A 12,352-nucleotide genomic window follows, 5' to 3' on the forward strand; every position below is an offset into this window, starting at 1 on the left:
TGATTCCGAATTAACCCATCGCCCTGAACCAATCCCGTAGCGCCAGATGGAGCCTCACGACCTCGTCTTCTGCCAAAGTTTTGCAATGCGCGATTGGACCGCGAAGTGTGTTTAAAGTTGAGATCACCTTCTCAAGAGCTTTAATGTTCTGAAAGATGTCTGAAAATGTCTCCCAGTTGGTTTTGATTATCTCCCCTAGCTCGCCAAAAGTTGTATAATCGATGAGTTCTTCGGACCTTACGCTGATCCCGGACTCTAGCTCTCTCTTATGCGTCGCTTCAGCATGATCTTTCACATTCGGCGGGACAGCTAGGTTCCACCAATCTGTTCCGTGCTGCTCCAGCAATATGTCCGAGATCAGAGTGCGGATCGAATTCTCGAGACAATAAAAAACCCGATAGTGGACAGCCATAGCCGCCGCCTCTGAACGGATGGTCGCGTCGAACTGGGGGTAATAAGTCTCGTCAGGCTGGGACACGCTATCTTCGCCGTGTCCCAAATCTACTTCATGCAGCTTTTCCAAGTGGCGTACGGATGCTTCTATCGCGAGATTGTTCAGACCAAAGAGACGGACGTTTCTATTCGTCGAAGGCATCTAGCAGGTTCTCTCTGAGAGATTTGAAGATAGCATTGAACACGTCAATATTGTCGGTTTCGGGCAGATTCAGATTGATCGTGTAGGAAAGGCCCAACGCTTTTCGGGCATTGCCCGTCCGACGATATTCAACAAGCGCTTGTGGCGAACCCATTGAAGCCGGTTCTTCTCTATGCTCACTGTGTGAATCAGGATCAGAGGTCTGAGACGAGTCGAAGTCAGCCAGCGAGTTGCAAGCGGTGAAACTTCCCGTAATCCCTTTAACCGAGGAATCGCTTTTTTCCTTGCCAGTGACTTCGACGATCAAGTTTTTCAGTTTATCAGGAGTTAGCTCGTAGGCGTATTCATTGCGCTTGAATATCTCTGCGAAACCGTGCTTCATCGCATCTGCCATTGCAGCACCACTGCTGTCGGCATTGCGAAAACGGCGATATAAATCTGTGGGACGTCCGTCAGATTCTAAGAATCCCATTCTTTTTAGAAATGGAATGAAGGGTTTCGCGCTGCCAGAACCGTAACCCAGCACTGTCGATTGGAAATCTTGTGTGTAGCGATCCGGAACCTTCGCCTCTTGAATCTTGGCGAAGATTTTCGAAATAAGCCCGGTGGAATTCATATATGGCGGCAGAGCCATTTTGCCCTCCATTCATCTTAGCCAAGATTGCTAGTAAGCGCCTTCATTTGGCCTGACGTCAATGGGCTGGCGCTGGTCCTCCACAACTCATCTTGCCCTTCCAAGTTTGCCGGCAGAAACGGATGGTGCAGTCGCGTGAGCTAACCCCGCCCCATCCCCACCATCACCCGGTCCAGCGCCTGCAGGAAGTTCGACCGATCCGCCTTCCTAAACGGCGGCGGGCCTCCACCGACCCCGTCCATCCCGGCGCGCAGGTCTTCCATTATCGCGCGGGTTGCGATGGCGCTGCCGATGCTGGCGGCGTCGAATTCGCGGCCGTCGTGTTTCAGCACGCGCGCGCCTGCTTTGAGGCAGCGCTCGGCCAGCAGGATGTCGCCGGTCACCACCACGCTGCGGTCGTCGGCATGCTCCGCGATCCAGTCATCCGCCGCGTCGAAGCCGTCGCTCACCACCACCCGCTTCACCCGCTCGCTCACCGGCACGCGGAGGGGCGAGTTGCTCACCACGCGGACCTCGGCCTTGAACCTGTCCGCCACGCGGTACACTTCGTCCTTCACCGGGCAGGCGTCGGCATCAACAAGGATGGTGATCGTCATGGGAGCACGCCTTAACCCACGGGCATGCCGGAATCCAGAAACGCAGCTGCCCCGCGAACAATAATTAGCTATCCGCGCAATTCCATGCTACAGCCTCCGCGCTGACGTCGGAATTTGCGACGGAACTTGAAATTTGCGCTCCGCCGTCTGGTTCTTCGAACCCCCGGCGTTAACCGGACGACGACTTCCTTTCATCTGAACGAATTGACGCACGACCTTGCCGCATGTCGCGGTGAGGCAACCCCAACGTTCTTGAAAGGAACGATATTATGTCCAGCAAAACTGGCTCCGTAAAATTCTTCAACGCCGACAAGGGCTATGGCTTCATCCAGCCCGACGACGGTTCGGCCGACAGCTTCGTGCACATCAGCGCGGTGCAGGCCGCCGGCATGCAGACGCTCGATAAGGAACAGCGTCTCAACTACGAAGTCGAGACCGGCCGCAATGGCAAGGAAAGCGCCGTAAACCTTTCGGCAGCGGACTGACGAACATGCGCAGCGCGGAACATCATGCTCCGCGCTGCGTTTTAACCGCTCAGTACTTTTCCCGATACCGAAAGGCAGACCACATGGCGCAGACTTACGAATTCTATATCGAGCGTGCGGGCGAATCCGCGAAGGCTGCGAAGGAAGCGGTTCTGCAGAATGTGCGCGAGCGGGAACTGCGCTCTGAGCAGCATTGGCTCGGCCTTGCCGAGCGTACCCGCGCAGGCAAGATCGCCCGCGAAAAGGCCGACGCTGCACGCATGGCCAAGCGCGAGGCGGAAGCCGCCCTCAGGAACTGACACCCATGCGGTGAGCATGTATGGTCCCTTCCCGACAACAGGGAGGACCAGCCATGCTCAGATCAGTCACTTTGCTCGCCGCAGCCGCGGCTTTGAGCGCAGCCACCACCAGCCCCGCGCTCGCCGATGCGCATGTCGAGGCAGGCGCCGAGGCGACCTCATCCGAAAAGCGCACCATCATGCCCGAGGACCCGGGCGCGCGCGCTTTTCTTGAGCAGTTCGGCTTTTCCGAAGCGGTGATCCACGGCGACACCGTCTACCTATCCGGCGTGATCCTCGGTCCCCCGCAAGAGGGCGAGACGCAGGAAGAGGCGTTCGACCGCACGTTTCAGTATATCGGCGGCATCCTCGAGCGCGCCGGATCGAGCTGGGGCGACGTGCTCGACATCACCACCTACCACACCGACATAGACGCCTCGATGCCCGCGCTCGCCGCGGTGAAGAACCGCTACGTCAAAGCCCCCTTCCCCGCCTGGACCGCGATCGACGTGGACCGCCTCTATGCGCCCGAGGGCGTGGTGGAGATCAAGATTACGGCTCGCAGATCAGACTGAAGCTTGTCGATCAAAGAGTTAAAGGGATTGACGGCAAATCTAATACTCACAAGTAAAGAAGCCTGATTTCTGCTGCGGAGATGTTGTTTGATTGAACAGGGCGATCGAGAAGAACTAGATCTTGATGACGACATTGTCGGCGAAATCGAGATTGATTTTGCGAATGACGAAATAGAGCGAGGCGCGATAGGCCAACTCAAAGAACGTTGCGACGCTGCGGACATTGAAGTGCGCGAGCGAGAATTCGAAGATGGAGAGAAGCTCCTCAGTATCTTGCTGCCCCGCGGCAGAAATACTCGGGCAGTCCCTGCGAGCGGGGGGCGTGCCGATAAACTCCTAGAAATCAAATTTGAAAAGTATGTTTTCTTAGAAGGGTTCGATGCAGTTTGTTGTTACAATGAGCAGACTATTGAAGCCTTAGTCAGAGGCTATCCGATCCCTGCCGCATTGAACAGATTCATCGAGCTAGCTTCGCAAGAAGATGACAAGTCGTCCGCAATCGTCCTCGAAGGGGACGCCCCATCAGGAGCACCGGTCGCATCTCTTGGAAGAGTTTCTAACGACCTAGCAGTCCTTCTTGGGGCAAGATACCTTTCGCGTTCAATTAGCCTTAAAATTCAAGGTGGAGGCTTCACCAATCAGGAGGAGGCGCGAGCTCTACTAAGAAAGCTTGCTGATAGCATAGGTTTTCAAATGGACCTTCAGTATGGCACTGGCTTCAGTCTTATCCAAGAAAGGAACAGGAGGTTTATTTCCAGGCGTCGAAGGCCTGATCGTGACGCGAAGATTAAGTTTCCGACCCACGAGTACGAAGCGGCCCCCATGTCGCTTTACTGGTACGCTAGAGACGCGCGCGGACTGCCGCTGCTTCGCTTCCTTGGCCTCTATCAGTGTATTGAGTATTTCTTTCCGACCTATTCTGAGTCGGAGGCCAAAAGACGGCTTGGTCTGATTTTGAAGGATCCATCATTCAGAACCGATAGAGATAGTGATCTCGCCCGGCTCTTAACGGCGATGAAGCTGAGTAGAAATGGCTTTGGCGACGAACGTTCTCAACTACGCGCCGTCTTCGATGCATGTATTGATCCCGATGAGTTGAGAGAGTTCATAGCTTCAACTAGTGGCTTGCAAGATCACCTGAGCTCAAAAAGCAAGAAGATGAATATTCACAAAGTACCCACCGCAAACACAAACCTCGACCTCAGGAATGACGTAGCGACGCGTATATACGATATTAGATGCAAAATTGTTCATACAAAAGATGATGATCATCCAGATGGTCGGGGCATGATATTACCATTCAGTGAGGAGGCGGAGACCTTAGAGTTCGATAACCTTCTACTCGAATTTTTGGCTCAGAAGGTGTTGATAAGCTCTAGCGTGCCAATCCGTTTCTCAGTTTAAGCCTTTAACCCGCCTGCCAATACCCCACTTTCCTACACCGCCAATTTCTGCCTTAACCTCGCAGATGGCATCCTCCCCCCCCCTCCCCACTCGCCCTCGCTTCAACCTGACACCACCCGCTGGACCGGCGCCAAGGCTGCCGCGTTCCTCAAGGCGCTTGCTCGCAGCGGGAAGGTTGCGCCTGCGGCTCGCAGCGTGGGGATGAGCCGGCAGGCGGCTTATCCGTTGCGGGCGCGGGCTCCGGGGTTTGCGAAGTTCTGGGACTTGGCGATGGAGGAGGCGGCGCAGCGCAGGGCTTCGGCGCGAAAGCCCAAGCGCGTGCATCCGCTGCTCTCGCGCGCGCCGGTCGATCTTGCTGCGGGTGCCATGCGGGAGGATGACAGTTATGCGCCCCATGGGTGACACTCTGGCCCGCCTCAGCGCGACACTTTGCCGCCGATGGGTGACACTTTGCGGCCCCTTGGTGACGCTTTGGCGGCCAAGGTCACACTTTTGGCGGGGCACGGTGACACATGGGCCGTTTTTGCCCCTGGACCGTGTAACATGCGGTCCACTTCGTGAGGAAAACGCTCACTCGACAGGCACGATCTCCACCATCTGGCCGACCTCGGTGAAGAAGGGGCGCTCGCCCCTAGCAAGGTAGCCGGGCGCCTCGATTGGCACGTGCATGGCGACGGCGGCATGGGCGTTGAAGGTCTCGTCCAGCAGCGCGTCGAAGCCGCCTTGCGCATAGTGCCAGTAGGGGACCATGGCGAGGCTGGTGCGCCGGGCCTGAAGGAAGGCGGTGAGGGCCTCGTAGTGCTCGGAAGCCGGGTCCGCGTCGCCAAGGTGCATGACGCGTGCCGACAGGCCCTCGCCAGCCGGAGCGGAGACGCGGAAGGTGATGTTGTGGACCTCTGCGTGCCGGTCGGGCCAGCCGGAATGCGGGGAGCGGAAGGCCTCGATGGTGGCGCCCGCGATTGCGATGGCCTCGGCCGCCTCGCCATTGGCAAGCTCGATGGTGCGGATGCGCTCGGCGAGCGCTTCGTCCCAGCCGGGCGCCTCGCGCATGCGGTCAAGCGCCTGTGCGGGTGCGACCATGACGAGGTCGGCCTGGGCGGCGAGCATGGCGGTCAGCTGCTCCTCGGAGAAGTGGTCGCCGTGGGCGTGGCTGACGAAGACGGCGGCGACGCCATCGTAGGGGGGCGCTCCGGTGACGAGCGCCTCGACCAACTCGGGCGGCGGCACTTCGAAGGTGCCCCAGTGGTCGTCATAGAGCGGGTCGAACAGGAGCTTGACCGGGCGGGTGCCTGCGGTGTCCCCGCGTTCAAGGTCGCCGCCAAGCTCGGCCATGACGCCTGCGTTGAGGATCGCGGTGGCGGTGTTGGGATTGGGGCCGGTGGCGAGCTCGGTCGGTGGGGCGACGGTGTCATTGGGTGCCTCGGCGCAGGAAGGGAGCGCCATGATGGCGGCGAGCGGCAGGGCGGAAAGGAGTAGCTGTGATGCACGAATGAACGGCTCCTTCGCAGACGGGCGGGGTAGGTTGCGAGCCTAGCACAGCGGGCGCGGCTGCCAACTGGCTCGGAAGTGGAGGCAGTTGCACGGGTCTGCTGTGGCGGCGTGTGGCAGGTGAGCGCGCATGGTCCAGCCTTGCAACTCTCACCGCCGCCTTGGCTTTGCGCTCGCAGCGCTCGCCGCCGGCACCGCTCTTCATGCGCCCGCCAAGGCGGACGCCACCGCATCGTGCAACGTTGCAAGGGGGGCGGACTTCATCCTCCTCACCAGCGACGACAGTCTCGAATGCGGGGAGAACGCGGATGCCGACGGGGCGAATGCGACAGCCGCCGGGAACGACGCGGTCGCCAGCGGGGACCTCAGCCTTGCGGTGGGCGATAGCGCCAGCGCAGCAGGGGACCGCGGGACGGCCGTGGGCCAGTTCGCGCAGGCAGGCAGCGTGAGCACCGATGCAAGCGCCAGCGCCTTCGGCCAGTCGGCACAGGCCACCGCCAGCGGGGCGACCGCTTTGGGCGCAGGCTCGGATGCGACGGCGAGCAATGCGATCGCGATCGGCATCCTCTCGGTCGCCAGCGCCAGTGACACGGTCGCAGCGGGACGGCTTGCTCAGGCAAGCGCGGCGGAAGCCATCGCGATCGGCAAGTCGTCGAACGCATCGGGATTGGCTGCGATTGCGCTTGGCTCGGGGACCAGCGTCGCCGGGGCGAGAGCCGTTGCGATCGGCGACCTTGCCAACGCTCAAGGAGATGGCGGCGTGGCCCTTGGCGCAGGCGCGATTGCGCAAGGGCTCAACACCACCGCCATCGGCACCGGCGCGCAGGCCATCCGCGCAGAGGCGCTCGCTATCGGAACGGGAGCCGTCGCATTCGACTTCAACAACGTCGCGATCGGGACGGGCGCACAATCGACAGCGCTCAACTCTACTGCCTTCGGGAACAGGGCGCGGGCCACCGGGACCAGCTCGGGTGCGTTCGGACAGGAAGCTCAGGCGACCGGCACCTTCTCGACCACCACGGGCACTGCCTCGGTCGCGGCGGGACTGTCGAGCGCGGCTTACGGTGTGCTTGCAAGCGCGGTGGGCGATCAGGCGACGGCGCTCGGCGCCAACGCTTCGGCCAGCGCAGCGCGCGCGACGGCCATCGGGCAAGGAGCAGTGGCGGCCAACGCTGGTTCCACCGCCGTAGGTCAGGGAGCGGTGACGACAGCGGACAACCAGGTCGTGCTCGGCGGCGTGAGCACCTCGGTCAAGCTGGGTGACATCGCGGCAAGCACCGCAGCGCAGGTCGGACCGGTCGATGTCGTGACGGTGGATGCAAATGGCACGCTTGGCCGAGAAGAGGTGGTCAGCCCTCTCGCGGTCGAGAACGTACGGGTTGCGGTGAACTCGCTCGCCATGGTCTCGGATCGCCAGTTCGAGGCGCTAACCTCGCGCGTTGCAGGCCTAGAATTCGCGCTCGAGGATCTGGACGAGCGCACCAGCGGAGGGATAGCCGCTGCGATGGCGATGGGTGGTGCAATGGTAGTGCCCGATTCCACCATCTCGCTCAGCGCAAATGTCTCGACCTATCAGGGCGAAGAGGGCTTCTCAGGCGCAGTCTCCGCGCGGCTAGGCGAGCGGCTCTACGTCTCGGCCGCCATCGCCGGGTCGAGCGCGCCAGACAGCACTGGTGGCCGTGTCGGGGTGGCGTTCGGATTCTGAGGGCTTGTGCACCCTAGCGGTCCGCTACAACGCCATCGACGAGGCAATGACGGTCGCCTCGACGCGCGACGTGAAAGCCGCGCTCGGCGACAAGCGCGCTTTCGGCGCTTTGCGGCTCACGGATGGGGTTGGTGTGATTGTAGTGGATGAAGTGAACCTTGGCGCGCTCGGCCTCGGGCAGATGGGCCAGTCGCTCCATGGTTGAGCTGACGCGCGGGTGCGGAATGGCGCTCATATCCCTTCCGGGCAGTTCGTTATCGTCGAAGAAGGTCGCATCGACGAAAGCGAAATCGACCCGCGCGATCAAGGCCTCGAGGCTGTCCCCGCTCATCTCCTCCCACTCGTCCCAGCTGTCGAGATCGGGTATGAAAACGACGCGCTTGCCGGTGCTGGACATCTGAAAGCCAACCGTCTCTGAGTATTCATCGCGGTGCGGAACGCGCATGGGCGTGACGCTGAAGTTGTCGGACAGTTTGACGGGCTGCTCATCGGCGAGCTCGACCAGATCGATGTTACCGAACTCTACGAGCTGGCTCCAAGGGCCGTTCACGCGAAGGAACTGCGCCATACGAGGCATCGCGAATACACGCTGCCCATCGGCGCCTGCGCTTTCAACGCCGAACTGCGCAAGGCCAAGATAGTGCCCGATGTGAGCGTGCGTCACGAACACTGCATCAAGCCCCAGACTGCCCGGCGTGCTGGCGTCGCCTGCCTCGATCCGGTCCAGCGCATGAACCTGCTCCGTAATGGCAGGCGTTGCCTCGAAGAGGTATCGCTGGCCCGCAGCCCGGTCGACTATGCCAAGCGCGGTCGGCAACAAGGGCGGAGCCTCATCCAAAGGATTGCCAAGCTGAGGCGCCCCTGCATCCTGTCCCGCGCCCAGCACCACCAGTTCGAGAGCACATGTCGGTTCCTGATGCCCATCAGAAACGGTTGCCGATGAAGTGGCCGATGCCGCGCTGACAATTGCGGCGAGCGCCGCCAGCGGACGCAGGATCATTCGATCACGCGACCGCGCACCATCACCCAGTCGACATTTTCAAGCACCGTTGCATCGGCAATCGGATTGCCATCGACCGCGATGATGTCGGCTGAATAGCCTGGTGTCAGCTGACCGATCTGGTCGCTCATCCCGAGAATGTCGGCAGCGACGGTGGTGGCGCTGGCAAGAGCTTCGCGGCTCGACATTCCGCCGCGCATCATGAGGCCGAACTCGCCAGCGTTGAGACCGTGCGGGAAAACGCCCGCATCGGTCCCGAATGCGATCCTCACGCCGTTTGCACGGGCGCGCTCGATGATAGTGTCGGCGACCTTGGCGACCTCGCGGATCTTGGCTTCGACCACCGGAGTGTAGAAGCCCTTGCCAAGGTTCTGGCGGATGCCGTCAAAGGCCATCAGGGTCGGCACGAGCGTGGTGCCGCTCTCATTCATCGCCTGAGCGGCGGCATCGTCGATATAGGTTCCGTGCTCGATCGTATGAACACCGGCGCGGGCTGCAGCCTCAATCCCGCGAGCGCCGTGTGCGTGCGCCGCGACTTTCAGGCCGAGGCTCTCTGCCGTATCGACGATCGCCTTCATCTCCTCGTCCGAGAAATGCGCTTCGAGCCCGCGCCCCTGTTGCGAGAGGACGCCGCCGGTCGCGGTGATCTTGATGAGATCGGCACCGTACTGCGAGGCGAGCCGGACCTTTGATGCGCACTCGACCGGACCGGTGCAGGTAAAGCCTGAATCGAGCACATCATTCACATGCTCGACAAAGCCATTGGTGTCGCCATGCCCGCCGATGATCGAGATGGTGCGAGCGCTGGTGACGACGCGCGGTCCGGGCGCAAGCCCCTCTGCGGTTGCACGGCGAAGCATCTGTGTCACTTGATCGGTGCGCGAACCGAGATCGCGCACGGTGGTAAAGCCCGCGAGCGCGGTGATGCGCGCATTCTTGGCAGCGATCAGTGTGAAGTATTCAGGCGGGGTCGTCGCTGCCCGCCAGAATTCACCCGACGGATCGCCAGAAAGGTGAGTGTGCAGGTCGATCAGGCCGGGCAACACGGTCTTGTCGGACAGATCGACATAGTCCCACACCCATTCGCCCGCCTCATTCGTGGCTGCTGCTTCGTAGCCGCGCGCCTGATCGCTGTCCGAAGCAACGATGTCGTGGATGCGACCGTCCTTCACGATAATATAGCTGGGCCCTGACGGCTCGCTCGCCGCATCGGTGATGACGCTGCCAGCATCGATCAGCGTTTCGGCAAAGGCCGGCGACGCGGCCATCGTCGCGAGGCCCACGGCGGTTCCTACAAGCGCGCTCCGAATGGTCTTGAGCAGTCCCATATCTCTCTCCCTGCTTCTCTTGATCCCCGAAATGCAGGTGATGCCGCTGTCCAGCCGTGCTGACAACCCCTGCCCGTTAAGCGCGCTCGACATTTGCGATTCATCCGGTGGTCGCTATTACGGCGCGCATTGTCTGGAATTTGAGAGGACTGTACGACAAACCCATGAACCGACTGACCGTTGCTACCGCCGCGCTGTTCGCGACCGCTTCGCTGACCGCCACCGCACATGCCCGCCCGATGACTCCCGAAGACGTCGCTAAGATCGAAAGCGTTGGCGCCATCGCCATTTCGCCCGACGGCACGCGCATCGCCTACACCACCGGCAGCCTGCCCGACGTCACCGAAGGCGAGGACAATGGTGGATTCAAGTCGCAGCTCAGCATTGCCACCGGCCCCGATATCGCGCGCCAATTCCTGCCCGAAGACGTGTCGCCGGGCGATGTTTCGTTCTCGCCCGATGGCCGGATGCTCACCTTCACCTGGTCGAAGGATGACGAGGACACCGCCGTTTGGGGCGTGCCTGTCGATGGCGGCACCTACATGAAACTCGCTGCGGTCAAGGACAGCGGCGTTCGCGATTACCGCTTCAGCCCGGATGGCCGCACGATCTACATGATGGTCGGCCCGGCCAAGGACGAACAGCGCGAGGCGCAAGCCAAGGGCGGCTTCACGAGCAAGGTTTACGAGGAAGAATTCCGCCCTGCTCGCATGTTCGCCGCAAACATCATGATGGATGGCGAGATCGACGAGGAGCCGCGTGAGATCGCGCTGCCTGGCTACGTCTCGGCATTCGACATCGCGCCTGACGGATCGTTCGGCATCATCGAGACAACGCCGACCCCGCTGGTCGACGACAGCTACACCTCAAAGCGGGTGAACGTCATCGACCTTGCAAGCGGCGATGTGCGCGCGGTTGTAGAAACGCCGGGCAAGCTCGGCGACGTCGAGATTTCGCCGGATGGGTCGCAGCTTTCGCTGATTGCTGGGGTCGACATGAACGATCCGGCTGCAACGACGCTGCACCTCGTCGATACAGCCACTGGCGATTTTCGCGCAATCAACGCGGGCGAGCCGCTTGCCACTGTCGATGCTGAATGGCTGTCCGACGGACGACTGATGACGGTCGTGCACCGCGGTGTTCAGTCCGAGGTGCACGTCCACAATGCCGATGGCACCCTCGCTGAAGTCATCGATCCGGGCGAGCTGATCCTCACCGGGGTCGAAGCAGCAGGCGACCACGTCGCCTTCACCGCCAATGCCCCGCAACATCCGACCGAGCTCTTCGTCTGGAACAACGGCGCTTTCGAACGCTGGACCGAGCATAATGAGTGGCTGTCCGAGATCACCTTCGGCGAACAGCGCGCCTACACCTTCACCGCGACCGACGGCCAGGAAGTCGAAGGCGTGCTGATCCTGCCGGTCGGCGGCGTTCCCGAAGGCGGCGCCCCGACGATCATGAATGTCCATGGCGGGCCGGAAGCGCACGATTCGAACGGCTGGCAGACCGCCTATTCGAAGCCGGGCCATGTTGCCGCGGGTCAGGGCTATGCCGTGTTCCTGCCGAACTATCGCGGCTCGACCGGCTATGGCACCGCTTTCTCGAAGCAGCACCAGGGCCGCTACACCGACCCGGAATTCCGCGACATCGTCGATGCGAAGAATGCGCTTGCCGCTGACGGCATCACCGATCCCGATCGCACCGGCATCACCGGCGGATCGTATGGCGGTTATGCAAGCGCCTGGGGTGCGACCTACTATTCGGCTGAGTTCGCAGCGAGCGTCATGTTCGTCGGCATCTCGGACCAGATCAGCAAGTTCGGCACCACCGACATCCCTTACGAGATGTACAACGTTCACAGTCTCGCATGGCCGTGGGACAACTGGCAGAAGATGCTTGAGGTTTCGCCGATCTACTACACCGACCGTGCTGAAACCCCGCTGCTGATCATGCACGGCGAAGAAGACACGCGCGTCGATCCGTCTCAGTCGATGGAGCTTTATCGCTTCATCAAGGTGCGTAAGCCCGACACGCCGCTGCGTCTCGTGTTCTTCCCTGGCGAAGGGCACGGCAACCGGATGGCTTCGCACCGCTATGACTATAACCTGCGCATGATGGAATGGTTCGACACCTATCTGAAGACCGGCGACCGCGACGCTGAAATGCCGCCTGCGCGCCCGCAACTGGCCGAAGGCGCCAAGGGCGCTAGTGCTGAAGAGGACGACAGCGAGGACTGATCGCCGTCGAAGTCAGATAAAGGAAGG

General features: G+C 61.1%; 12 protein-coding genes. 6 read left to right on the top strand and 6 right to left on the bottom strand.

Translation table 11 applies throughout. The features are described from left to right. Window positions 1-10: 10 nt before the first annotated feature. The 3 genes from NAP1_RS09975 to NAP1_RS09985 form a co-directional block, all read right to left on the bottom strand. Window positions 11-595 carry a Swt1 family HEPN domain-containing protein gene (locus NAP1_RS09975; RefSeq protein ID WP_007165164.1) on the bottom strand — a complete coding sequence of 195 codons (585 nt, stop codon included), beginning with the start codon at window positions 593-595 and terminating at the stop codon, window positions 11-13. Beyond that, window positions 579-1,229, bottom strand: a complete 651-nt coding sequence (locus NAP1_RS09980; RefSeq protein ID WP_040464912.1) for a DUF5343 domain-containing protein — start codon at window positions 1,227-1,229, stop codon at window positions 579-581. Before NAP1_RS09980 ends, NAP1_RS09975 begins: the two co-directional genes overlap by 17 nt. Before the next feature lie 140 nt (window positions 1,230-1,369). After that, window positions 1,370-1,825: a YaiI/YqxD family protein gene (locus NAP1_RS09985; RefSeq protein ID WP_007165166.1), complete on the bottom strand. Its 456-nt coding sequence runs from the start codon at window positions 1,823-1,825 to the stop codon at window positions 1,370-1,372. Window positions 1,826-2,094: 269 nt separating this feature from the next. On the opposite strand from NAP1_RS09985, the gene NAP1_RS09990 reads away from it, so the two are divergent. From NAP1_RS09990 to NAP1_RS10005, 4 genes are all read left to right on the top strand, one after another. Then, the gene (locus NAP1_RS09990; protein WP_007165167.1) at window positions 2,095-2,310 is read left to right on the top strand and encodes a cold-shock protein; all 216 of its coding nucleotides are present in this window, start codon (window positions 2,095-2,097) and stop codon (window positions 2,308-2,310) included. A gap of 83 nt (window positions 2,311-2,393) precedes the next feature. After that, the gene (locus NAP1_RS09995) at window positions 2,394-2,609 is read left to right on the top strand and encodes a hypothetical protein (RefSeq protein WP_007165168.1); all 216 of its coding nucleotides are present in this window, start codon (window positions 2,394-2,396) and stop codon (window positions 2,607-2,609) included. A 53-nt stretch (window positions 2,610-2,662) separates the two neighbouring features. Then, on the top strand, window positions 2,663-3,163 hold the full coding sequence (locus tag NAP1_RS10000; protein ID WP_007165169.1) for a RidA family protein: 501 nt from the start codon (window positions 2,663-2,665) through the stop codon (window positions 3,161-3,163). A gap of 87 nt (window positions 3,164-3,250) precedes the next feature. Further along, window positions 3,251-4,567, top strand: coding sequence for a hypothetical protein (locus tag NAP1_RS10005; RefSeq protein ID WP_007165170.1), 1,317 nt, complete (start codon window positions 3,251-3,253; stop codon window positions 4,565-4,567). A gap of 570 nt (window positions 4,568-5,137) precedes the next feature. Here NAP1_RS10005 and NAP1_RS15960 read toward each other — a convergent pair. Further along, window positions 5,138-6,010 carry an MBL fold metallo-hydrolase gene (locus tag NAP1_RS15960; protein ID WP_007165172.1) on the bottom strand — a complete coding sequence of 291 codons (873 nt, stop codon included), beginning with the start codon at window positions 6,008-6,010 and terminating at the stop codon, window positions 5,138-5,140. A 175-nt stretch (window positions 6,011-6,185) separates the two neighbouring features. Between NAP1_RS15960 and NAP1_RS10020 the strand changes: the two genes are divergently transcribed. Next, complete coding sequence (locus tag NAP1_RS10020; protein ID WP_007165173.1) at window positions 6,186-7,760, top strand: YadA-like family protein; 1,575 nt, start codon at window positions 6,186-6,188, stop codon at window positions 7,758-7,760. Window positions 7,761-7,773: 13 nt separating this feature from the next. On the opposite strand, the gene NAP1_RS10025 is transcribed toward NAP1_RS10020, so the two are convergent. Beyond that, complete coding sequence (locus NAP1_RS10025) at window positions 7,774-8,760, bottom strand: MBL fold metallo-hydrolase (protein ID WP_007165174.1); 987 nt, start codon at window positions 8,758-8,760, stop codon at window positions 7,774-7,776. Then, complete coding sequence (locus NAP1_RS10030) at window positions 8,757-10,088, bottom strand: amidohydrolase family protein (RefSeq protein ID WP_007165175.1); 1,332 nt, start codon at window positions 10,086-10,088, stop codon at window positions 8,757-8,759. The genes NAP1_RS10025 and NAP1_RS10030 overlap by 4 nt, the downstream gene beginning before the upstream one ends. A 164-nt stretch (window positions 10,089-10,252) precedes the next feature. Between NAP1_RS10030 and NAP1_RS10035 the strand changes: the two genes are divergently transcribed. Further along, on the top strand, window positions 10,253-12,325 hold the full coding sequence (locus NAP1_RS10035; RefSeq protein WP_007165176.1) for a S9 family peptidase: 2,073 nt from the start codon (window positions 10,253-10,255) through the stop codon (window positions 12,323-12,325). The last annotated feature ends 27 nt before the right edge of the window (window positions 12,326-12,352 follow it).

The sequence above is a fragment of the Erythrobacter sp. NAP1 genome, from assembly GCF_000152865.1.
Lineage (GTDB): Bacteria > Pseudomonadota > Alphaproteobacteria > Sphingomonadales > Sphingomonadaceae > Erythrobacter.